The organism is Streptomyces sp. I05A-00742 (assembly GCF_013055795.1).
GTDB lineage: Bacteria > Actinomycetota > Actinomycetes > Streptomycetales > Streptomycetaceae > Streptomyces.
Genome location: NZ_JABETO010000018.1, coordinates 111,572 through 133,800, shown reverse-complemented (window position 1 = coordinate 133,800; position 22,229 = coordinate 111,572). Strand labels below are relative to the sequence as shown.

The 22,229-nt window shown below is 73.2% G+C and carries 19 protein-coding genes; 16 read left to right on the top strand and 3 right to left on the bottom strand.

Annotation, left to right across the window (positions count from 1 at the left end; translation table 11 throughout):
• From HN013_RS18915 to HN013_RS18845, 15 genes are all read left to right on the top strand, one after another.
• Positions 1 to 2,410: hypothetical protein (locus HN013_RS18915; RefSeq protein WP_212764518.1), on the top strand; the 2,410-nt coding region annotated here is incomplete at its 5' end.
• Between the two features lie 160 nt (positions 2,411 to 2,570).
• Positions 2,571 to 3,854 (top strand): geranylgeranyl reductase family protein, encoded by a 1,284-nt coding sequence (locus tag HN013_RS18910; protein ID WP_171167693.1) that lies wholly within the window; start codon positions 2,571 to 2,573, stop codon positions 3,852 to 3,854.
• Positions 3,855 to 4,062: 208 nt separating this feature from the next.
• Complete coding sequence (locus tag HN013_RS18905) at positions 4,063 to 4,866, top strand: class I SAM-dependent methyltransferase (protein ID WP_171167692.1); 804 nt, start codon at positions 4,063 to 4,065, stop codon at positions 4,864 to 4,866.
• 125 nt (positions 4,867 to 4,991) lie between these two features.
• Positions 4,992 to 5,900 carry a BtrH N-terminal domain-containing protein gene (locus HN013_RS33960; RefSeq protein ID WP_171167690.1) on the top strand — a complete coding sequence of 303 codons (909 nt, stop codon included), beginning with the start codon at positions 4,992 to 4,994 and terminating at the stop codon, positions 5,898 to 5,900.
• A gap of 95 nt (positions 5,901 to 5,995) precedes the next feature.
• Positions 5,996 to 6,283, top strand: coding sequence for an acyl carrier protein (locus HN013_RS33955; protein ID WP_171167679.1), 288 nt, complete (start codon positions 5,996 to 5,998; stop codon positions 6,281 to 6,283).
• Positions 6,280 to 7,467, top strand: a complete 1,188-nt coding sequence (locus tag HN013_RS18890; RefSeq protein WP_171167677.1) for an acyl-CoA dehydrogenase family protein — start codon at positions 6,280 to 6,282, stop codon at positions 7,465 to 7,467. Before HN013_RS33955 ends, HN013_RS18890 begins: the two co-directional genes overlap by 4 nt.
• Positions 7,464 to 8,318, top strand: coding sequence for a hypothetical protein (locus HN013_RS18885; protein ID WP_171167676.1), 855 nt, complete (start codon positions 7,464 to 7,466; stop codon positions 8,316 to 8,318). The genes HN013_RS18890 and HN013_RS18885 overlap by 4 nt, the downstream gene beginning before the upstream one ends.
• Complete coding sequence (locus HN013_RS18880) at positions 8,315 to 9,436, top strand: SDR family oxidoreductase (protein WP_171167674.1); 1,122 nt, start codon at positions 8,315 to 8,317, stop codon at positions 9,434 to 9,436. Before HN013_RS18885 ends, HN013_RS18880 begins: the two co-directional genes overlap by 4 nt.
• A complete protein-coding gene (locus tag HN013_RS18875) occupies positions 9,433 to 10,335 on the top strand; it encodes an alpha/beta fold hydrolase (RefSeq protein ID WP_171167672.1) in 903 nt (300 codons plus the stop codon). Before HN013_RS18880 ends, HN013_RS18875 begins: the two co-directional genes overlap by 4 nt.
• Positions 10,332 to 10,592: a phosphopantetheine-binding protein gene (locus tag HN013_RS18870; protein ID WP_171167670.1), complete on the top strand. Its 261-nt coding sequence runs from the start codon at positions 10,332 to 10,334 to the stop codon at positions 10,590 to 10,592. Before HN013_RS18875 ends, HN013_RS18870 begins: the two co-directional genes overlap by 4 nt.
• A gap of 199 nt (positions 10,593 to 10,791) precedes the next feature.
• Entirely contained in the window at positions 10,792 to 12,495 is a 1,704-nt protein-coding gene (locus HN013_RS18865; protein ID WP_171167668.1) for a class I adenylate-forming enzyme family protein, read from the top strand.
• A 101-nt stretch (positions 12,496 to 12,596) separates the two neighbouring features.
• On the top strand, positions 12,597 to 14,276 hold the full coding sequence (locus HN013_RS18860; RefSeq protein WP_171167666.1) for an MFS transporter: 1,680 nt from the start codon (positions 12,597 to 12,599) through the stop codon (positions 14,274 to 14,276).
• A gap of 334 nt (positions 14,277 to 14,610) precedes the next feature.
• The gene (locus HN013_RS18855; protein ID WP_312018641.1) at positions 14,611 to 16,620 is read left to right on the top strand and encodes an FAD/NAD(P)-binding protein; all 2,010 of its coding nucleotides are present in this window, start codon (positions 14,611 to 14,613) and stop codon (positions 16,618 to 16,620) included.
• Positions 16,621 to 16,726: 106 nt separating this feature from the next.
• Complete coding sequence (locus HN013_RS18850; protein ID WP_171167664.1) at positions 16,727 to 18,142, top strand: adenylosuccinate lyase family protein; 1,416 nt, start codon at positions 16,727 to 16,729, stop codon at positions 18,140 to 18,142.
• A 167-nt stretch (positions 18,143 to 18,309) separates the two neighbouring features.
• Positions 18,310 to 19,161 carry a DUF4097 family beta strand repeat-containing protein gene (locus HN013_RS18845; protein WP_171167662.1) on the top strand — a complete coding sequence of 284 codons (852 nt, stop codon included), beginning with the start codon at positions 18,310 to 18,312 and terminating at the stop codon, positions 19,159 to 19,161.
• Between the two features lie 32 nt (positions 19,162 to 19,193).
• On the opposite strand, the gene HN013_RS18840 is transcribed toward HN013_RS18845, so the two are convergent.
• Positions 19,194 to 19,577, bottom strand: a complete 384-nt coding sequence (locus HN013_RS18840; protein ID WP_171167660.1) for a DUF6415 family natural product biosynthesis protein — start codon at positions 19,575 to 19,577, stop codon at positions 19,194 to 19,196.
• A 353-nt stretch (positions 19,578 to 19,930) separates the two neighbouring features.
• On the opposite strand from HN013_RS18840, the gene HN013_RS18835 reads away from it, so the two are divergent.
• A complete protein-coding gene (locus HN013_RS18835) occupies positions 19,931 to 21,004 on the top strand; it encodes an XRE family transcriptional regulator (RefSeq protein ID WP_312018640.1) in 1,074 nt (357 codons plus the stop codon).
• Here HN013_RS18835 and HN013_RS18830 read toward each other — a convergent pair.
• Together HN013_RS18830 and HN013_RS18825 are read right to left on the bottom strand one after the other, a co-directional pair.
• Positions 21,001 to 21,813 carry an alpha/beta hydrolase gene (locus tag HN013_RS18830; RefSeq protein ID WP_171167659.1) on the bottom strand — a complete coding sequence of 271 codons (813 nt, stop codon included), beginning with the start codon at positions 21,811 to 21,813 and terminating at the stop codon, positions 21,001 to 21,003. The two genes, HN013_RS18835 and HN013_RS18830, sit on opposite strands and share 4 nt — an antisense overlap.
• A gap of 122 nt (positions 21,814 to 21,935) precedes the next feature.
• The gene (locus HN013_RS18825; RefSeq protein ID WP_249375138.1) at positions 21,936 to 22,223 is read right to left on the bottom strand and encodes an MFS transporter; all 288 of its coding nucleotides are present in this window, start codon (positions 22,221 to 22,223) and stop codon (positions 21,936 to 21,938) included.
• Positions 22,224 to 22,229: the final 6 nt, after the last annotated feature.

Below are 22,229 nucleotides of genomic sequence, written 5' to 3'. Positions count from 1 at the left end.
GGCCGCGCCGCCACCGCCGTACGGTCCGCCGCCCGGTGCGTACGCGCAGGCGCCCGGCGGGTACGGTCCACCGCCCGGCGCCCCGCCCGCCCCTCCCGCGCCACCGGCCGCGCCCGGGCCCGGCGCCCTGTTCCTGCGGCGCGTGTTCACCGGTGACTGGGCGGGTTCGGCGCTGGCGGCGCTGTGGCCGGTGGTCCTGCTGGTCGGCCTGGCGGTCGCGCTCGCGTCGCCCTCCTGGGACTCGGACGACGACCTCTCCTGGTCCACCCGGTTCAAGTTGGTGATCGCCGGCCTGCTCCAGGGCCTGGGCGGTACCGCGGACTTCTCGGCCCGGAGCGAGTTCGGGGCGAGGGAGGCCGGCGGATCCATATCCTTCTGGCTGCTCGGCATGACCGCCCTGTGGATCCTCGCGGTGATCCTGGGCGCCCGGTGGCTGCGCCGCGCCCGCCCGGCCGGCGCCGGCTTCGACGCCGCCCCGCGGATCGGCCTGCTGACTGGCGCCGTGGTCCTGGTACTGGGGCTGTACGGGCAACCGGAGGCGGACGAGGTCGAGTTCTCGACCACGCCCGTACTGGCCGCCCTCTTCACCTTCGCGCTCACCGCGCTGCTGAGCGCCGTGGTCCTGGGCAGGGACGCCCTCCTCACCCGGATCGGCCCCGGCGCACAGATGGCCGCACGGGCGTGCGGTACCGCCCTGCGCGCCCTCGCGCTCGTGGTGGGACTGTGGACCGCCGTCCTCTTCGTCGTGGTCCTCTACCAGATCGACAAGGAGAACGGGAACGGCTGGTCGGTGCTGGGCGCCCTGGTGTTCCTCACCAACGGCGCGCTCCTGGCCCTCGGCATCTCGTGGGGCGCCGATGTGCGCGGCTCCACCGGAGGACGGCTGGGCGGCGACTCGGAGGACTTCGGCTGGTTCGCGAACGACTCCTACGGTTCGTCGAGGGGGAGCTTCGGCCGCAGCGCCGACTTCGGCCTCTCCGAGGCCGGTGACCAGTGGGGCGGCTGGGCCCAGACGGGCATCGTGGTCATGGGCGTCCTCTGTGCCCTCTCCCTGACCCTGATGGTGGTGCGCCGCGCCCGGGCCGGCCGCAAGGAGCAGGTGTTGTCCGGGGTGTTCTTCCTGGCAGCTGTCTGGCTGACGGCGCTCGTCGCCGGGATCTCGACCGAGCTGAAGGGCACCTCCTCCGGCATCGTCGATGGACGCATCGCCAACACCGAGGTGGGCGTCAACGGTGGCGAACTGCTCCTCTTCGGGATCCTGTGGACCGCCGGCGCGGTGCTGCTGGCGGTGCTCATCACGAACGGCCGGAACAGGGGAGGGGCGGTTCCGGGGCCGTACGGGCCCCCCGGCGCGCCGCCGATGCCGTACTACACGCCGCCCGCGCCGCCGATGGGCGCCCCCACGCACACCCCCGCGCCCCCGAACTCCCCCGTGCCTCCGCCCGTCGCGCCGGCCCCGGCACAGCCCCCGGCGTCTCCCGCCGCCCCGCCCGCCGAGCCGCCCACGGCCGTCGACCCCACCCCGTCCGACCGGCCTGCCCCGCCCGCCGACCCCAAGGGCCCGGCCGCCTCCGTCGTGGCGCCCCCGGCGCCGCGGCGCGGCAGGTTCCTGCGGTGGACCGCCGTCGGGGCGGCCGCGTTCGTGGTGGGCGGCGTGGCCGCGGCCGGTGTGCTGCTGGTGCACAAGGACGGCAAGGGCGACGCGAAGGACGGCCGCGACAACCACGCGGCGCGGCAGTCCACGCACCGGACGCACGGGCCCGACGCTCCGGCGCCCCTCGCGTCGGGCGCCGCGGCCCCGGCGACGCCGTCCCCCGCGGACTCCGCGTCCCCGGCGGACCCCGCCTCCCCGTCCGCCCCCACGCCGCCCCCGGCGTCCGCCCCTTCGGGCTCCCCCGGCACCGGCACCTACCGGACCGCCGCCCCCGACGCGCACGAGAGGGCGACGACGCCGACGGGCGACGCACCGAAGTACTACGAGCGGGTCAGCGCGTCCGAGGGCTTCACGCTCGCCGTCCCCGAGGGCTGGCGGCGCGAGGACAAGGGCAGCGGCCAGATCGACTGGCACGGCCCCACCGGACCCGAGCACCTGCGCGTCGGGATCGTGAAGAAGACGGACCAGGCGGCGTACGAGCACTTCCAGGAACTGGAGAAGACCGTCGGCAGGGAGGACGGTTACCAGCGGCTCCAGATGGTCCGCAACACCTTCAAGGGGCGCCCCGGCGCGCTGTGGGAGTGGACCTGGAACGACGACGGCCGCACCATGCACGCCGTCAACCAGGCGTACGTGGACGAGTCGGGGACCGAGTACGCGATCCTCTTCCAGGGCCGCGACGGCATGGGCGACCCCGGAACGTGGCACCGGACCTTCGACACCGCGCTCGACCACTGGTCGGCGGGAAAGGGCTGACGCGAGGCCCGGGCGGGACGGCCGGCTCCGTCCCGCCCGCCCCCCGAACCGCGGACTCACCGCCGGGCGTCCGGCCCACCGGCCACCCGGCGGCGTCCGGCTCATAGACTCGTCGGAGACCTGCACTTCCCCCACCGCAGCCCCGAACGGGAGAGCCGACGTGACCGACGCCCCTGCCGAACACACCGCCGATGTGATCGTGGTCGGGGCCGGTCCCGCCGGCTCCGCCACGGCCTACCACCTCGCCAGGACCGGCCTCGACGTCCTCCTCCTGGAGAAGACGGCCTTCCCGCGCGAGAAGGTCTGCGGCGACGGCCTCACCCCGCGCGCCACCAAGCAGCTCATCGCGATGGGCATCGACATCTCGGAAGAGGCCGGCTGGCTGCGCAACAAGGGCCTGCGCATCATCGCGGGCGGCAACCGCCTCCAGCTCGACTGGCCGGATCTGGCCTCGTTCCCCGACTACGGACTCGTGCGCAAGCGCGACGACTTCGACGAGCAGCTCGCCCGGCAGGCCGTCAAGGCCGGTGCCCGGCTGTACGAGCGCTGCAACGTCGGCGCCCCGGTCATCGACGGACGCACCGGCCGCGTCACCGGGGTGGAGGCCAAACTGGGCGAGGAGAAGGAGCCGGTCACCTTCCACGCCCCGCTCGTCGTCGCCGCCGACGGCAACTCGACCCGGCTCTCCGTCGCCCTCGGCCTGCACCGCCGCGACGACCGGCCCATGGGCGTGGCCGTCCGCACCTACTTCACCTCCCCGCGCCACGACGACGACTACCTGGAGTCGTGGCTGGAACTGTGGGACCGGCGGGGCGCCCAGGACCGGCTGCTGCCCGGATACGGCTGGATCTTCGGCATGGGCGACGGCACCAGCAACGTCGGCCTCGGCGTCCTCAACACCTCCTCCTCCTTCAAGGAGCTGGACTGGCGCGAGGTCCTCAAGGCCTGGTGCGCCTCCATGCCCGAGGACTGGGGCTACACCCCCGAGAACATGACGGGCCCGATCCGCGGCGCCGCGCTCCCCATGGCCTTCAACCGCCAGCCCCACTACACCCGCGGTCTGCTGCTCGTCGGCGACGCGGGTGGCCTGGTGAACCCGTTCAACGGCGAGGGCATCGCCTACGCCATGGAATCCGGCCAGATCGCCGCCGAGGTCATCGTCCAGGCCCTCGGCCGGGCCACCCCCGAGCAGCGCGAACTCGCCCTGCGCCGCTACCCGAAGGTCCTCAAGGACACCTACGGCGGCTACTACACGCTCGGGCGCGCCTTCGTGAAGCTCATCGGCAACCCGAAGGTCATGAAGTTGGCCACTGAACGCGGCCTGACCCACCCGATGTTGATGAAATTCACACTCAAGCTGCTGGCGAACCTCACCGATCCGACCGGTGGTGACGCCATGGACCGGGTCATCAACGGCCTGAGCAGCATCGCTCCCAAGGCCTGACATCGGCCGTAGACGTTCAGAATGTGGCGTTCCGGCCCCGGAACCTCCGCCTCCCCAGGGTCCGGGACGCCCCGTTCCGCAGGTATTAACCCGTCCGATACAGGTATTTCCCAACAGGTATTGACAATTGGTCACAGCAGCCAAGTAGGGTCATACGTGCTTGCTGAAACAGAAGTTGTGGCTGTCCTTGAGGGAAAGGCTCGACTGCATGTCGCTCCGGAGCGGTGGCGAGGACCAGTTAGCGCATGAGCAGTTAGCGCTCAATCAACAGGAGTTCGCGCGTCAGGCGGTGACGTTCGAGGACGCGCGGCTGAACACCGCGTTCACCATGCGGCTGCGGGAGCTGGTCGAGTTCGCCGCCCCCCGCCCGGAGGACGTCTGTCTGGAGGTCGCCTGCGGCACGGGTCTCGTGTCGAGGGAGCTCGCCGGACACGTCCGGCATGTGACGGCGCTGGACGCCACGCCCGAGATGCTCGCCACGGGCAAACGACAGGCGGACGCCGAGGGCCTGCACCGGATCGTATTCCAGCAGGGCGACGCCGCCCGGCTGCCTTTTCTCGACGACTCGTTCTCCCTGGTCCTCACCCGGTTCTCGCTCCACCACGTGGCCTCGCCCGAGGCCGTCGTCCGGGAACTCGTACGGGTCTGCCGCCCGGGCGGACGCATCCTCGTCGCCGACATGGTCCGCCGGCCCGAACTGGGCGGCGACCCCGACCGGATCGAGCGGCTGCGCGACCCCTCGCACGGCACCATGCTCACGGTCGACCGGATCACCGAGCTGCTGGCGGACGCCGGCGCCCGCATCACCGCCTCCGAAGTCATCGACGTACAGCGCCCGTTGGCGCCCTGGCTGGAACAGGCCGGTACGCCGGAGGAGACCGCCCGGCAGATCGAACGGGAGCTGTCCGAGGAACTGGACGGCGGCCCGGTGTCCGGAATGCGCCCCGTCACTCTTGACGGCAGGTTGAACTACACCCAGAGCTGGGCGCAGCTCATCGCGATTCCTGACTGACCATCAGCTCGCCGTATCGACCGACGTTCGAACGGAACGCGCTCCACATGAACCCAGACCCGGCGGACCCCCGCCGGTGCTGCATGCCGCCCGGATGGTCCGGGCGGGACGGGGGAGTCAGCACAGTGCCGCAGACAGACATAGACATCGTGCCCGTGTACACCGGTACCACGCCGTTCGGTACCTGCTACCAGCAGTGCGTCGCGAACCTCGCCGCGTGGCACGGGCTTCCGGACGCCGAGGACGTGCTCGTCACGACCTGGGGGTTCGGCTGGGACGGCGGAAGCGTCCTGCGCGGGAGCGACCGCTGGGTGACGGCGGCGGCGGGCCTGTACGGAATGCCGCTCCAGGAACGGCGGTTGGGCTCCGCGGAGGAGCTGCTCGCCGTCGAAACCGCCGAGGTGGCCGCGGGCCGGCCCCTGGCCGCGGCCGTCGACGCCTACTGGCTGCCCTCCGAATACGAGGGCGTGGAACACATCGCGCACTGCGTCCTGGTCTCCGGCCGGGACGAGCACGGGGTCACCGTCATCGACCCCATGAACCACCCGGAACCCGCCCGTTACGGCGAGGAGCGCTGGCGGACGCTGCGCTCGGCCGATGCGGCCGACGGGTTCCGCACCTTCCTGCTGGCCGCCGGCCCCACCCGCAAGCCCTCCGCCCAGGACCTGGTGCGAGCGGTGCACGCGGACCGGCGGGACCACCGCGAGAGCGACGCCACCGCTCTCGCCGGCTACATCGAGGCGTGTGACACCGGCGGGCCCGGCACCATCGACGTGAGCGGCGTCGCCGCCGAGCGGCACTTCCTCGGCAGGCTGTTCCGTCATCTCGCGGACGTCGAGCCCGAGTTGGAGCCGCTGGCCGCCGAGGCCGCGTCCCTCACCCGGCGCTGGTACCTCGTCCACACGCTGTCCCGCGAGTCCGGCGGTTCGCCGGAGGGCCTGCGGCGCCTCGTCCGCATGCTGCGCGACCTGCAGAGCCGCGAGGAGCGGCTGGCGGTGCTCGTCGACGAAGCCGTCGCCGCCATGGTCGCGTAACGCCCGTCTCTTCCCTTTCTCTTCTCTCTTCTCTCCCACCTCTACTTCACCGTACTCGCGTATCAGCACTCTCTGTATGGCTAGGAGTACTTCCCGTGCACGCTCGCGCAACATCCTGCGAACCAGCCGTCCGTGAGGCGCTCGCCCAGCACTCCGACCTCGGTGCCGCCGCGCACGAACTGCCCGCGGACGGCGACCTGTACGCCGCCGGGCTGACCTCGCTCGCCTCGGTCCGGGTCATGCTCGCGCTGGAGGAGCGGCTCTCGGTCGAGATCCCCGAGGAGCGCATCGGCCGCGCCCTGTTCACCTCCATCGCCCACCTGTCCGGCGTCCTCGCCGAGCTGACCGGCGACCGGGAGCAGGCCGTGGGGGCCGGCCGATGACCGCCACGACGGAGCCCGTCCTTCTGACGGACAGTCAAGCTCTGGACGCTGCGGCGGAGGTGAGCCGCATCGCGGCCGAGCACGCCGCGGCCACCGACCGCGACGCCGTCTTCCCGGCGGCCGGCGTCGCCGCGCTCCGCGACCGCGGACTGCTGTCCGCGGCCGTCCCCAAGGAGTACGGTGGCCACGGTCTCGGGCCGCAGACCCTGACCCGGATCGGCGCCCGGCTCGGCGGCGGCTGCGCCGCGACCGCGATGGTCTGGGCGATGCACCAGCTCCAGGTCGCCTGTCTGGCCCGGGGGGCCGCCGCCTCGCCCGCCGTCGCCGAGGCCCTGACCGACATCGCCGAGCGGCAGCTGCTGATCGCCTCGATCACCTCCGAGGTGGGCGTCGGCGGCGACATGCGGCGCAGCGTCGCCGCCGTGGAGCCGGCGGGGGAGGGCACGGTCCGGCTGGCCAAGAAGGCCACCACCGTCTCGTACGGCGAGCATGCCGACGGCTTCCTCGTCACCGCCCGCTCGGGCCCCGACGCGGCGCCGACCGACCAGGTCGCGGTGCTCGTCATGGCCGATCACGCCGAGCTGGAGCGGACCGGGGACTGGAACCCGCTGGGCATGCGCGGCACGTGCAGCCCGCCCTTCACCATCGACGCGACCGTGCCCGCCGCCATGGTCCTGCCCGAGCCGTTCGGCGAGACCGCCACCCGCTGCATGGTCCCGCTCTCGCACCTGCTGTGGGCGGGCGTGTGGACGGGCGTCGCCGCGGACGCGGTGCGCCGCGCGGTCGCGTACTCGAAGATCCGGATGCGCGCCCAGCTGAAGGCCGGGCGCACCGCGGACGACCCGCGGCTGGGCCGGGCCTACGCCGACCTGCGGGTGCTCCAGGACACGGTGCGGCGGTTCGCCGACGACTACGCCGTGTGGGACGCCGCGCAGGACGCCGACACCACCGCGATGACCGTCCGGGCCAACGCGCTGAAGACCGGTGTGTCGGTGGACGCGGTACGGGTCGTCGAACAGGCCCTGGAGATCTGCGGGATGGCCGGGTACAGCGAGTCGGGCCCGTACTCCGTCGCCCGGCACCTGCGGGACCTCTACTCCGCCCGCCTGATGATCGCCAACGGCCGCCTTGAGCTGGCCAATTCGGAACTGCTGCTTCTCACGGGGGACCTGATACAGGAATGACCAGCAACGACACCACGGCGGCCCGCGCTGCCGACGACCTGACGGCCGGGGGCTGGGCCCTGCCCGCCGGCGCGGTGGGGACCCACCGCTTCACACCGAAGTTCGAGGCGGTGATCGCCGGCCTCCAGGCCCGGCTGACCGCCCTGGGCGGCACCGAGGGGCCGGTCTGGCACCCGCCGGTGCTCTCCCGCTCCCTGATCGACCGCGCCGAGTACGCCGAGTCGTTCCCGCACCTGCTGGGTTCGGTGAACGCCATGGAGGAGGACGCCGACGGCGTCGTCCTGGCGCCCGCCGCCTGCTACCCGGTCTACACCGGGCTCGCGGACGGCACGGTCGAGGAGCAGGCCCACTTCGACGTGGCCGGCTACTGCTACCGGCACGAGGCCACCAGCGAGCTGGGCCGCTTCCGCTCCTTCCGGATGCGCGAGTTCGTGACGGTCGGCGCGGACGAGCCCGTGACCGCCTGGCGGGACGGCTGGATCGAGCGCGCCGGGAAGCTCTTCGCCGAGCTCGGCGTGGCCGTCGACATCGTGTCGGCCACCGACCCGTTCTTCGGCCCCGGCGGGCGCTTCATGCGCGCCAGCCAGCTGGAGCAGGACCTCAAGTTCGAGTTCGTGGCCAAGGTGTCCCCCGAGGACCCCGGCACGGCCATCGCCTCCGCCAACTGCCACAAGGACCACCTGGGCGCGCGGTTCGCGGTCCGGCTGCCCGGCGGCGACACCGCGCACAGCGCCTGCGCCGCCTTCGGCCTGGAGCGCATCGCGCTCGCCCTGATCAACGCCCACGGCGACGACCTCAACGACTGGCCCGCGCTCGCCGCGGCCCTGCCCACCCCCGGGAGCCCGGCATGACGAACGTCTCGCACCACCTGGTCACCGGCGCCACCGGATTCGTCGGCGGCGCGCTGGTCCTCGAACTCCTCGCCCGCACCGACGCCGAGATCCACTGCGTCGTCCGGCCGCGCAAGGACCTCTCCGCCGAGGAGCGGCTGCGCGCCGCGCTGACCACGGCGGCAGCCTCGTACGGGATCACGGACCTCGACGAGGCCATCGCCACCCGCTGCCACCCGGTGGCCGGCGACCTGACCGCCGAGGCGTGCGGCGTCGACACGGCCGCGCTGCCCGAGGTCGAGCAGGTCTGGCACGTCGCCGCCTCGCTCGCCTACGAGGAGCACCGCCGCGAGGAGATCCTCCGCGACAACCTCGGCGGCACCCAGCACGTCCTGGAGCTGGCCCGGGCGCTGAAGGCGCCGACGTTCAACTACGTCTCGACGGCCTATGTGGCCGGCGACCGCACCGGCTTCATCCCGGCCGAGCGGGTCGGCGACGGCGTGGTCAGCAACAACGCCTACGAGCACAGCAAGATCCAGGCCGAACGGGCCGTCTACGCGGCCGGGTTCGAGCGCACCCGCATCTTCCGCCCCAGCATCGTCATCGGCCACAGCCGTACCTTCGCGGCGACCAGCTTCACCGGCCTCTACGGCTTTGTGAAGGGCCTCCAGAAGGCCCGCTCGGAGGTCCGCCGCAGCCTCGGCGACATGCTCGTCTTCCGCTCGCTGCGGCTCCGCGCCACCGAGGACGCGCTGGTCAACTTCATCCCCGTCGACCTCGTCGTCTCGGCGGCCGTCGGCGTGGCCCTGGAGGACGGGCCCTCCGACGTCTACCACCTGGCCAACACCGAGCAGCCGTCCGTCGGCGACACCCTGGCGGAGCTCTGCGACCAGCTCGCCATCAAGCACCCGGTCTACGTCGACAGCACGGACGAGTTCACGCTCATCGACGAACGGGTCGACGAGCGCGTCGAGTTCTACCGCTCGTACGTCAACGGCACCAAGGAATTCGACGTCGCGAACGTCCAGAAGCTGCTGGGCGAGAACGCCCTCAGCCACCCGCTCCCGCGCGAGCACGTCGCCGAGTTCATCGCCTGGTACCTGGAGCACCACCGCGCACGGAAGGGAAGCAACGCGTGAAGCGCGAAGGCATCGAGTCCTGGGACCTCGCCTACGACGGCAAGCAGGACCTGCACGAGACCGAGGACGGCTGCCGGCTGTACTACGAGATGCGCGGCGAGAGCGGCCCTGTGGTCACGTTCGTCTCCACCATCTACGTGGTCAGCACCGCGTGGCGGAACTTCACCGGTGAGCTCGCCAAGGACCACCGGCTGCTCACCTACGACCTGCGCAACCAGGGCGCGTCCGAGAGCAAGCCGGCCGACTTCGCCCGGCACTCCGACGACCTCCTGTCGCTGCTGGACGGGGTCGGGGTCGAGAAGACGTACCTTGTCGGCACCTCCATCTCCACGCTGATCTGCCGCGACTTCGCCGTCGCCCACCCCGACCGGGTGGCCGGCCTGGTGCTCGTCGGACCGCCGCTCAGCCCGCACGGCTCGTCCCGCCGCCGCCGGATCGCCAAGTCCTGGCTGGGAGCCCTGGAGTCGGGCGGCCCGCGCGCCCTGTTCGACCTCATCTACCCGCTGGTCTTCGGCGACAAGGCCATCGCCGAGGGCGGCTCCGGCGCCTACCTCGCCCTCCGCGAGCGCTTCCTCGCCATGAACTCCACCTCCCAGCTCGCCGCCAACCTGCGCGAGGCGCTGGAGGCGGACGACAAGGTGGAGCTCCTGGAGCAGATCGCTGCGCCCACGCTGCTGCTCAGCGGCGACGACGACTTCTCCACCACGGAGTCGACCCTGCGCGGGGTTGCCGGGCTGCTGAAGAGCGCCGCCGTCGAGATGATCGACGAGTGCGGCCACCTGCCGTACTTCGAACGGCCCGCCGAGTTCCAGGACGCGGTCGCCCGCTTCGTGGCCTCCGTCGAGGGCGGCGGCTTCCCGTCGTCGTTCGTGCCGCGGACGGCGGGAGCGCTCGCGTGACGGACGACATCCTGAAGCGGCTGATCTCCCTGCTGGAGCGGATCGCCGTCGCCGAGCTGGACGGCCCTGTCACGGAGACCGGGCCCGGGTCGCTGCGGAACCTCGGGCTGACGTCGGTGCGGCTGATGGAGTTCCTGGTCGCGGTCGAGGACGAGTTCGATCTGATCTGGGACGACGACGTGGAGGAGTCGGTGATCGGGTCGCTGGACGGGATGGCCCGGCACATCGCCGAGGAGACGGGGGCGCGGACGCGCTGAGTCTGCTCTTTCCCCAGCCCCGCCCCTTCCCGTAACCGGGGGCAGGCCCCCGATCAGCCCGTCCGGCGTTTGAGGACGCGCGCCGCAGGCGCGCTCGCCGGGGGCGCGGGGCACTCCCCGCAGAAACGGTGAAAGGGCGGGGCCGGGGCGCCCCCAACTCCCCCACAGCAACGTTCACTCAAGGACACAGGTGGACCCAATGACCGCAGAGACGACAAAAGCCAAGCGCGAGCGCCCCTCCTTCCTCACCGACTACGCCCCCACCCGCTACCGCAAACGCCTCACCCCCTTCTCCCGAGTCCCCATCACCGGCCGCATCGGCGAGGTCTGGCACCTCGCCGCCCAGCGCCACCCCCGCAACCCGGTCATCGTCGACCGCGCCCCGGACGTCCACCGCGAGGGCCCCCTGGAGCGCAGCTACCTCCAGTGGGCCGCGCTCGTCGACGACCTGGCGTCCCGGCTGCACGCACTGGGCGTACGGGAGTGGGACCGCGTCGCCGTGGTCAAGCGCAACCACCTCGACGTGGCGCTGCTCGCCTCCGCCGCGGCGCGGATCGGCGCCGTGCCCGCGCTGATCACCGACCACCACGACGCCCGCACGCTCGCGGTGATGCTCGGCCGGCTGGAGAAGCCGTTCCTGATCACGGACCGGCAGGCGCTGGAGCGGATGGGTCTCGACAAGGAGACCGTCGCCGAGCTGACCGAGAAGACGGCCGTCGTGGACGACGCGCCGGAGGACCGCCCGGACGTCGTCTCGTTCGACGGGCTGCGCGGCGGCCCGGTCGTCGAGCCCCGGCTGCGGGCCTACGACGAGCCCATGGTCATCACCCACACCTCGGGCACCACCGGCGTCCCCAAGCTGGTGCTGCACTCGGCCGAGTCGCTGTACTCGCTGGGCCTGGTCGAGGCCGAGCGCTGGCCGTTCTTCCGGCTGCGGGACGACGACACGGTCGCCTTCTGCGAGCCGTACTCGCACCAGCGGATCATCACCGGTCTGCTGCCGCTGGCGACGGTCGCGCCGAAGCTCATCATGATGTCGGACCCGCTCTCGCCGGTCGTCCGCGAACTGCTCGTCGAGCACAAGCCGACCCTCGTCGAGACGCTGCCCAACGCCTTCCTCGCCTGGGAGGAACTGGCGCAGGACCCGGCGAAGCCGTTCCAGAACGTCCGGGTCTTCGTCAACTCCTTCGACGCCATCCACACCCGCACCGTGCGCACCTTCCTCGCCGCCACCGAGCGGAAGCTGCCGGTCTGGGTGCAGTCCTGGAGCCAGACCGAGGCCGGCGCGGTGGCCATCCGCCCGTATGTACGCGGCTCGGTCAAGCGGCGCGGCCACCGGCCGCCGCCCACCCAGGTCCTGGGCTGGCCGGTGCCCGGCTTCGGCAAGGTGCGCGCCGTCGACCCCGACACCGGCACCCCGGTGCGGCGCGGCGAGGTCGGCCTGATCCAGTTCTCCGCGCCGGGCCGCTGCCTCACCTACGTCGGCGAGAAGGAGCGGCACGACCTCAAGCGCGAGGGCAACTGGTGGAATCTCGGCGACATGGCGGTCATCAACCGCATCGGCGCCGTCCGGCTCATCGACCGCGAGGTCGACCGGATCCCCGGCGCCAGCGCCCTGGAGATCGAGGACGTGCTGCTGGACCGGCTGCCCCGCACCACCGAGGTCATCGTCCTGGCCGTCGCGGGCGGGAAGCCGCAGCCCGTCTACAGCTCCCAGTTCGACCAGCCGGTGACCGAGGCGCAGTGGCGCGCGGCCACCGCGGACCTGCCGGAGATGGCCGAGCCCATCCACATCCGGTGGGACGAGTTCCCCCGTACCGCCACGTGGAAGGTGCGCCGCGTCATGCTCCGCGAGCAGCTGCTCAAGGACGCCGACGGCATCGGTTACGGCACCTGGACGTAGCGGCCACGTCAACCGGCCGCGAGGGCGCGGTGCGCGGGGGACTCCTCCGGGCGGCTCCCGCGCACCGTGCCGTCCGGCCGGCCGACCAGCTGAGAGGAAAGATGACAACCGAGACCGAGAGCGGTACGCCGTCCGGATCCCCGGAGGCCGGCCACCCCCGCAGATGGCTGATCGTCGGCGCGATGTCGCTGTGCATGTTCATCGCCGTCATGGACAACACCGTCCTGACCGTGGCGCTGGCGTCCATCCAGAAGGACCTGGACGCGTCCAACGCCTCGCTCCAGTGGTCGATGGACGCCTATACGCTCACCTTCGCCGCGCTGCTGCTCACCGCCGGACTGCTCGGCGACCGCTACGGGCGGCGCAAGGTGCTGGTCGCGGGGCTGGTGTTCTTCGCCCTGGTCTCCGCCGCCGGCGCGTGGTCCGGGAGCGCGGGTCAACTCATCGGCTGGCGCGCCGCGATGGGCGTGGGCGCCGCGGTGGTGCCCGGCTGCACCATGGCCGTGATCACCACCGCCGTACCGAAGCACGAGCGGGCCAAGGCGATCGGCCTCTGGTCGGCGGCGGCCGGCGTCGGCATCGCGGCCGGACCGATCATCGGCGGCGCGCTGCTCGAACACTTCTGGTGGGGCTCCGCCCTGCTGGTCAACGTGCCGTTCGTGCTGGTGGCGATCGGCCTGATCGTCTTCTGCGTGCCGGAGAACCGCGGCGCCCGCACGGCCCGGATCGACATCCCCGGCGTCCTGCTCTCCACCGCGGCCACCGGAGCCCTGGTCTTCGGCATCATCGAGGGCGGCGAACGCTCCACCCTCGCCGAGCCGGTCGTCTGGGTGCCGCTGGTCGCCAGCGTCGTCCTCTACGTCGTCCTGGCCAAGGTCGAAGGGCGGGCCGTCACCCCGGCGGTGGACCTCGGCCTGCTGCGCAACCGGCGGTTCGCGGCCGGTTCCGGAGCGCTCGCGGTGATCTTCTTCACCGCGATGGGCGCCAGCTTCGTCGTCGTCTTCTACCTCCAGATCCTGCGCGGCTACAGCCCGTTGGACTCCGGTCTGCTGATGCTGCCGCTCGCCGTCGGCTCGATGATCAGTGCCGGGGTCAGCGACGGCCTCGTCAAACGGATCGGCGCCGCCTCCGCCATCTCGGCGGGCGCGGTGCTGATGTCCGCCGGGCTGGGGCTCATCGGCCTGCTCGGCGCGTCGACGCCCATCTGGCGGTTCGGCGCGGCCCAGTTCGTCGGCGGTCTCGGCTTCGGCCTCGCGTTCTCCGCGGCGATGGCCGCGACCGTCGCCATGGTCCCCGAGGAGAAGGCGGGCGCCGGCAGCGCCCTCGCCAACACCGCGCGGCACGTCGGCAGCGCGCTGGGCATCGCCGTGCTCGGCGCGGTCCTCGGCGCGGTGTACCGCAACAAGCTGGGCGATGCCACCGACCCGCTGCCCGCCTCCCTGCGCGACCAGGCCGGCGACTCCCTCGGCAGCACGGCCGGGGCGCTGCAGGAGGTGACCCAGCGGGCGGGCGAGCTCCAGGGCGCCAGGGACGCGGCGTCGCAGGCGGAGCTCAAGGAGCTGCTGCCCGCCGTCCGGTCGGCCCGGTCCATCCTCGACCAGGCGTCCGACGCGTTCCTGTCCGCCCTCCAGAACACCATGTGGCTGACCGCCGGAATCGGCCTGCTCTCCGCCGTCCTCGCGCTGTTGTGGCTGCGCGGCGGCACGGAGAGCGGCGGCGGCCCGGCCGACGCCGGACGGCCGACGAAGGCCACGGAGGCCGAGGACAGCCCGGCTGTTTGAACCGGGGCCGGGGGCGATCCCGGCCGTCTGAACCCGGGCCGGGGACGAACCCGGCCGTCCGGGTGGGCGGCCGGGGTCACTTCCGGCCGTCCGGACCGGGGCGCCGGGGATGACCCTCCGGCCGTCCCGGCCGGGGCGGGGGACACCCTTCCGCCGTCCGGACCGGGGCCGGGGGACACCCTTCGGCCGTCCGGACCGGGGCGCCAGGGATGACCCTTCGGCCGTCCGGAACAGGGCCGGGGGACACCCTCGGCCGCCCGCATTGCCCCCACCGACAGTCCCTGCCCGGCGGGTCCGACGGACCCGCCGGGCGTACCCGAATGGAGCGCGTTTCGTGGCAGCCCGAGCGCCTCGTGCGCAGACCGACACCTTCGAGATATGCGTGGTGGGCGCGGGACCACGCGGCCTGTCCGTGCTGGAGCGGCTCTGCGCCAACGAGCGGGCCGCCCCCTCGCACCGCGCGGTGACCGTCCACCTGGCCGACCCGGCGCTGCCCGGCGCCGGCGCCGTCTGGCGCCCGGACCAGTCCCGGCACCTGCTGATGAACACCGTCGCCTCGCAGATCACCCTGTTCACCGACGACAGTTCGCGGATCGACGGCCCCGTCGAACCGGGGCCGACCCTCCACGAGTGGGCCCTGGGCGTCGTGGCGGCGGGGGCTTTGGACAAGAGCGCCCCCGAGGACGCGTGGGTGCTCCACGAGGCGCGTGCCCTCGGCCCCGACACGTACCCCACCCGTGCCTTCTACGGCCGCTACCTGCACGACTGCTTCCGGCGCGTCCTCTCCGGCGCCCCCGCCCACCTCACCGTGCGGGTGCACCGCTCGCGCGCCGTCGCGCTCACCGACACGACCGGCACCCCTGGCGGCCCGCAGAGCGTGCTGCTCGCCGACGGCACCCGGCTCGACGGCCTCGACGCGGTCGTCCTGGCCCAGGGCCACGTCCCCGCCCGGCTCACCGTCCCCGAGGCCCGCACCGCGAGCCTCGCCCGGCTGCACGGACTGACGTACCTCACCCCGGGCAACCCCGCCGACGCCGGCCTGGACACCGTCGCCCCCGATTCGGCCGTGCTGCTGCGCGGCCTGGGCCTCAACTTCTTCGACTACATGGCCCTGTTCACCACCGGACGCGGCGGCTCCTTCGTCCGCGACGCCGAAGGGCGTCTCACGTACCGGCCCTCCGGGCGCGAGCCGCGCCTGTACGCGTTCTCGCGGCGCGGCATCCCGTACCACGCGCGCGGGGAGAACCAGAAGGGCGCCTCGGGCCGTTACCTGCCCCGGCTGCTCACGCCGGAGCGCATCGACGCGCTGCGCGCCCGCGCCCGCACCGGTGAGCCGGTCCGCTTCACCGCCGACCTGTGGCCGCTGATCGCCGCCGAGGTGGAGAGCGTCTACTACGGCACCTTGCTGACCACCCTCGGCCGGGACACCGAGCGCGCCGCGTTCACCGAGCGGTACCTGACCGCGTCGGCCTCCGGCGAGCGCGAACAGCTCCTCGACACCTACGCCGTCCCCCCGCGCCGGCGCTGGGACTGGGAGCGGATCGCCGCGCCCCTCAAGGGCCGCGACTTCGCCGACCGCGACGAGTTCCGCCGCTGGCTGCTCGACCGGCTCGGCGCGGACGTCCGCGCGGCCCGCGAGGGCAACGTCGACGGGCCGCTCAAGGCCGCGCTGGACGTGCTGCGCGACCTCCGCAACGAGATCCGCCTCGCCGTCGACCACGCGGGACTGGACGGCGCCTCCCACCGCGACGAGCTGGAGCGCTGGTACACCCCCCTCAACGCCTTCCTCTCCATCGGCCCGCCCGCCTCCCGCATCGAGGAGATGGCCGCCCTCGTCGAGGCCGGCCTGCTGGAGGTGACCGGCCCCGGCACCGAAGTGCGCATCGACCCGGACGCCGGGGAGTTCACGGCCTCCTCGCCGCAGGTGCCCGGCCCGCCGCTGCGCGCCCGGGTGCTGATCGAGGCCCGGCTGCCCGAGCCCGACCTGCGCCGCACCGAGGACCCGCTGCTGAGGCACCTCCTCGACACCGGCCAGTGCGCGCCCCACCGTGTCCCGTCGGCCGACGGGCCGGACCACGAGACCGGCGGCCTCGCCGTCACCGAACGCCCCTACCGCCTGGTCGCCGCCGACGGCACCGCCCACCCGCGTCGCTTCGCCTACGGCGTGCCCACCGAGGGCGTCCACTGGGTCACCGCCGCCGGCACCCGCCCGGGCGTGGACTCGGTGACGCTCGCCGACTCCGACGCCATCGCGCGCTCGGCGCTCGCGCTGGGGCCGGCTCCGGTGGGGTCGGAGTCGGGGACGGGTCAGGGTCCGTCGGGGGTGGTGGGGGTGCTGGTCTAAGGGATGCTGGTCAGGTTGGGTTGACCGGCCGTCAACAGGACTGGTTCTGACGTTCGTTCGGGCCCGGCCGTGCGCTCCGGCCGGGCCCCTCACGCAAGGAGATGTGATGACCCCCCACGACCCCCTCCGGGACACCGGCCTGCTCTCGCCCGTCCGGGCCGGCACCCCCGTCGAGGAGGCCACCGGCGACGTCGCCTGGGTGCAGGCCATGCTCGACGCCGAGGCGGCGCTGGCCCGGGCCCAGGCGCGCCTCGGGACCGTGCCGGAAGAGGCGGCCCGGGTCATCACCGAGGCGGCCGACGCCGGACGGCTGGACGTCCGGGCGCTCGCGCTGGCCTCCCGCGAGACCGCCAACCCCGTCGTGGGCCTGGTCGCCGCCTTCACGGCGGTGGTCGCCGAACGGGACGCGGCGGCGGCCGAGTACGTCCACCGGGGCTCCACCAGCCAGGACGTCTTCGACACCGGCGCCCTGCTGGTCGCCGCGCGGGCCCTGCGGACGATCCACGGCGACCTGCTGCGCACGGCCGGGGCCCTCGCCCGGCTCGCGGCCGAGCACCGCGACACCCCGGCCGCCGCCCGTACCCTCGCCCTCCAGGCCGTCCCCACCACCTTCGGCCTCCGCGCCGCCGGCTGGCGGCAGCTCGTCCTGGACGCCGCGGCCCGGATCGCCCGGCTGCTGGACGGCGGTCTGCCGGTCGCGCTCGGCGGGGCCGCGGGGACGCTGGCGGGTTACCTCGAATACGCGCGCCTGGCGGGGGAGAAGGACCCGGACTCGTACGCCGAGCGCCTCGGCGCGCTCTTCGCCGAGGAGACCGGCCTCGGCCGTCCCGCCCTGCCGTGGCACGCGCTGCGCACGCCGATGGCCGACCTCGGCGCGGTCCTGGGGCTCACCGCCGGGGCGCTCGGCAAGTTCGCCGTCGACGTCCAGAACCTGACCAGGACGGAGGTTGGCGAGGTCGCCGAGCCGGCCGTGGCCGGGCGCGGCTCCTCCTCGGCGATGCCGCACAAGCGCAACCCGGTCCTCGCCACGATGATCCGCACCGCCGCCCTCCAGGTCCCGGCCCTCGCCACCGTCCTCACCCAGCAGCTCCTCGCCGAGGACGAGCGCTCGGCCGGCACCTGGCACGCCGAGTGGCTGCCCCTGCGCGAGTGCCTGCGCCTGGCCGGCGGCGCCGCCCACACCGCCGTCGAACTCGCCGAGGGCCTGGAGGTCCGCCCCGACCGGATGCTCGCCAACCTGCGGCTGACGGGCGGGCAGATGGTCTCCGAACGGGTCTCCGCCGTCCTCGCCCCTCGCCTGGGCAAGGTCGCCGCCAAGCGGCTCATGACCGAGCTGACCGGCGAGGCGGCCCGCACCGGCCGCCCGCTGAGCGAGGTGCTGGCGGACGACCCCCGGCTGACCGGGGTGCTGTCGCCGGCGGAGTGTGCCGAACTCTGCGACCCGGCACGGTACACGGGGAGCGCGGGTGCGCTGGTGGACCGGGCCCTGGCGGGGCCGGACGGGGAGCGGCCGGCCGGCTGATCCCTGTAGGGGGCACGTGGGGTGGCGCCGGGGCGGTACCCCCGAGAAGGGGTGGTGCGGGCTTCCGGGTTCAACCGGGGGTTACCCCCATACCGGGAGGGCGGTCACGGCCCATAGCCTCGTCGGGTACCTCCAACGATCCGCCCCACCCGAGAACGGTGAAGCCCATGCGCCGCCCCCGCCTCCGTCTGTTCGGTGTCACCCTTCTGACGACCGGAATCGCCGTCGGGGCGCTCAGCGCGTGCGACGGCCTGGGACCGAGCAAGACATACGAGGACGACGCCACCGTCTCCGAGAAGATCACCTCCGTGCGGTTGGAGGGCGACTCGGGCAGCATCACCCTGCGCGGCCGCAAGGACACCGCCAAGGTCGCCATGCACCGCACCATCAAGTACCGGGACGACCGCCCGGACGGGCCGACGCACCGGGTCGAGAACGGCGTCCTGGTGCTCCGCGACTGCGGCGACTCCTGCTCGGTCAACTACACGGTCGACCTGCCGGCCGGACTGCCCGTGAGCGGCGAGGTCACGAGCGGCCGCCTGAACCTCACGGACGTGGGCGCGGTCCATGTGAAGGCGACCTCGGGCGGGGTCGAGATGCGGGACGTCACAGGCCCGGTCGACGTCAAGGCCACCAGTGGGTCCGTCGTCGGGCAGGGCCTCAAGGGCGGCCCGGTGAAGGCCCGGGTGACGAGCGGCGGGATCGAGATGCGGGACGTCGCGGGCCCGGTCGACGTCAAGGCCACCAGCGGCTCCGTCACGGGAGAGGACCTCAAGGGCGGCCCGGTGCGCGCGGAGTCGTCGAGCGGCCGGATCGACCTCGCCACCACCTCGCCCCAGGACGTCTGGGCCGACGCCTCCAGCGGCTCCGTCACCGTGACCGTCCCCGGCGGCCCGTACCGAGTGTCCGTCCACACAGGCAGCGGCGGCAAGAACATATCCGTCCCCCAGTCCTCGTCCGCGCCCCACCACCTGGACCTGACCACGTCCAGCGGTTCCATAACGGTCAAGAACGGCTGACGTCCGTCGCCGTCGGCCGACGTCCGCAGGGACTACTCGTCCAGGCAGTCGGCGAGGTACCGCGCCGTTCGCCCGAGTTCCTGCATGTGGCAGGTCGCCGACCGCAGCCCCGGGCCCGCGTCGCGGGCCAGGTCCATCCGGACCCGGTCGATCAGGGTCTGCCAGCGGTGCCAGGGGCCGGTGCGGCGATCGAGCCGGCCGACGCAGTCGAGCGCTTGTTCCAGCATGACCTGAAGGTGGCCTCGCAGGGCCGCCGTGAGCTCGGCCACCTCCTCCGGCCGGGGCAGCACGGGACCCCGGTCCTGGAGAGCCCGTCGGACGGTGGCACGGATGGTCACGAGGTCGAGTGGAGCGGAGTCCCCGGTCAGCATCGAGGTGAACCGTGTGGCCCGGTGGCCGGGCGTCGTGTCGTGCACAGAGTGCTCCTCAGGGCCGAGCAGTGGTGTCCGGCGCACGGTGCGTTCGCCGGTACCCCGATTGCACCGCCCGGGTGCGCAGACGGACGAGGCCGCATCACCGGACACTTCGGCGGCCGGAACTCCGGTCTTCCGACGGGCCGGTAGCGTCTGGCGCCATGTCGGGAGCAGCGTCGCGGAACACCTTCTTCGTGGCCGCCAGGGTGCGGCACGGATGGCACACACAGCAGGAATTCGCCGATGCGTACGAAAGTCACGCACTGGCGCTGGGAGAATACGCGGCCATCTCGGTCCGACAGGTGCGGCGTTGGGAATCGGGCCGGTCGGAGTGGCCGAATCGTGACGCGCGGCGTGTGCTGGAGAGCATGTTCGGCCTGCCGCTGGACCGGCTGGGCTTCATCCGGCCGGGTGCCACAGGGCGTACCCCCCTGGGGAATCCCGAGGCTCGTCCCGCCGTCGGCGTCCGGGCGTCCGCACGGGGAAAGCGGATCCGCTCGGAGTTCGACCTCACCGAGGCACGACACCACGATGGCCGCGAGCTGATCGCCCGTCTGCGCGCGGCACTTGAGGAGGCGGCTCGGACGGATGGCCGGAGCGGGCCCGGGGACGCTCTGCCGGGTGCCCTGGATGTGGTGCAGGTGGTCGCTGCCACCGCCCGGGACGTTCGCACCGACGTCCGCCGCGAACTGCTGGCCCTGGGCAGCCGCGCAGCGGAGCTCACGGCCTGGCTGTACCACGACAGCGGGGCACCCGCGGGCACCGTCCTGTACTGGCACGACAGGGCGATCGAGTGGGCCGATCTGTGCGGTGACGGAGCGATGCACGGGTACGTGCTGCTCCGCAAGGCGCAGGCGACCGGGCGCACGGACCCGGCCCGCATGCGCGACCTCGCGCACGCGGCCGTGCACGGGCCCTGGTCGCTTCCGCTCCGCGCCCGTGCCGAGGCGCTGCAGCAGGAGGCCCGGGCCATGGCGCTCGGAGGCGCGGAACCGGAAGCCGTCGCGCGGCTGCTCGACCAGGCGCACGAAGCGCTCGGCGCCGCGCCGCCGGTCCGCACCGTGACCTGCACGGGCCCCCTGTGCGGCGGGTACGACCTCGACCGGCTGCTGGCGCAGAGCGCCGTCTGCCACAGGGAGGCGGGACGGCCGGAGAGAGCAGTCGTGCTGCTGCGTGAGCACGTGGCCACCGGCGAGTTCGCCCCGCGGGACCGGGCTTTCTTCACCGCACATCTGACGGGCGCTCTGGCCGCGGCCGGTGAGCCCGACGAGGCGGCGGCGACCGGACTGTCCGTGCTGCGGCTGGCAGCGGTGCCACGTTTCGGCCAGGCGCTCCGCGAACTGCGTCGCGCCGTCGGGGCGCTGCGTCCGTACGGCCGGCGGCCCGCCGTCCGTGAGCTGCGTCTCGCGCTCGCCTCCCTGCCGGTCTAGCGGCCGAGGAAGGTGGTGACGCGCTCGATGACCTCGGCCTGCCAGATCCGCGATTGCGGATGCAGATATCCGGGGTCCTCGTGCACGGCGAAGCCGTGCTGTGCACCCTCCAGTTCCATGAGCTCGGCCGGACCGCCGAAGGCACTCAGATACCGGCGTGAGGATTCCACCGGCACGAAGGTGTCCGCCGTGCCGTGCACGATCAGCGTGGGCGCCCGGACCGCCCTCAGGAAGGTCTCCGGAACGAGGTGGTGGACCTCGTTCAACAAGGCGCGGCCCAGAGCGAACGGACTTCGTTCGGTGAAGCCCGCGCTGTCCAATGCGTCGGCCGCCTCCGACGTGAGGTAGTCGTCCCTGACGTACGGTCGGCTGGTCGCGTACCGCTCGCGGTAGTCGAGTCGGGGGTTGAGCAACACCAGCCGTCCGACGTCCTGCGGTCGGTGGGCGGCGTGCAGCGCGGCGGCGCCGCCCGAGAACGATGCGGCGATCACGTCGACGGGCCGGCCGGAGCTGTCGCCCGCCCGGATGTGGTCACAGGCGGCCCGGATGTCATTGGCGACCCCGGCAATGGTCACCTCGTCGGGCCGTCCCGCGCTGGCTCCGTGCGCGCGGAGGTCGAAGCGGAGACACCGGATGCCCGTGGCAGCCAGGCCGGCGGCGAGCCGGGTGAAGAAACCGCCCTCGTGACGGGTCACCCCGGCTCCGTGCACCAAGACCGCCAGGCCGCGTGCCGGTCCGTGCGACGCCGTGACGGTTCCCGCGAGAGCAGTGCCGTCGAGTGATCGGAAGGCCCTGTCCGACTCAGCCATGTCCCGAGCGTAGTGAGAGTGTTCCGGCGTCGCAGGCGTTCCACCGGACTGGCCTCACCGGCGGGGGTGCTTGGTGATGCCGGTGCCGACAGCGGCCCCATGGAAGTGCTGCGCTTCCCACATCACGCCGGTTTCCGGGCCGGTGCCGCCGCCCGGGAGGCGCGGGCCGCGACAAGGAAGCCGAGCGATGGGGCGACCGCACAGGCGACGGAGGCGACGCCGAAGACGGCCGGCCCGCACCGGAACACGCGGCGCCGCCCGAAGCGGTCCGCGAGGGCGCCGGACGCGATGAGGAGACCGGCCATGACCACGGTGTAGGCGTCCACGGCCCACTCCGGGCCGCGGGTGCCCAGGCCCAGGCCCCGGCGGACGCCGCCGTCATGACCCCGGGTACGGCGAAGGGCCGTCACTCCAGA

Coding starts and splice junctions, on each gene's coding strand:
- HN013_RS18880 (WP_171167674.1), top strand. CDS start 8,315: ATGACGAACGTCTCGCACCACCTGGTCACCGGCGCCACCGGATTCGTC.
- HN013_RS18865 (WP_171167668.1), top strand. CDS start 10,792: ATGACCGCAGAGACGACAAAAGCCAAGCGCGAGCGCCCCTCCTTCCTC.
- HN013_RS18905 (WP_171167692.1), top strand. CDS start 4,063: ATGTCGCTCCGGAGCGGTGGCGAGGACCAGTTAGCGCATGAGCAGTTA.
- HN013_RS18885 (WP_171167676.1), top strand. CDS start 7,464: ATGACCAGCAACGACACCACGGCGGCCCGCGCTGCCGACGACCTGACG.
- HN013_RS18890 (WP_171167677.1), top strand. CDS start 6,280: ATGACCGCCACGACGGAGCCCGTCCTTCTGACGGACAGTCAAGCTCTG.
- HN013_RS18830 (WP_171167659.1), bottom strand. CDS start 21,813: ATGGCTGAGTCGGACAGGGCCTTCCGATCACTCGACGGCACTGCTCTC.
- HN013_RS18845 (WP_171167662.1), top strand. CDS start 18,310: ATGCGCCGCCCCCGCCTCCGTCTGTTCGGTGTCACCCTTCTGACGACC.
- HN013_RS18850 (WP_171167664.1), top strand. CDS start 16,727: ATGACCCCCCACGACCCCCTCCGGGACACCGGCCTGCTCTCGCCCGTC.
- HN013_RS18860 (WP_171167666.1), top strand. CDS start 12,597: ATGACAACCGAGACCGAGAGCGGTACGCCGTCCGGATCCCCGGAGGCC.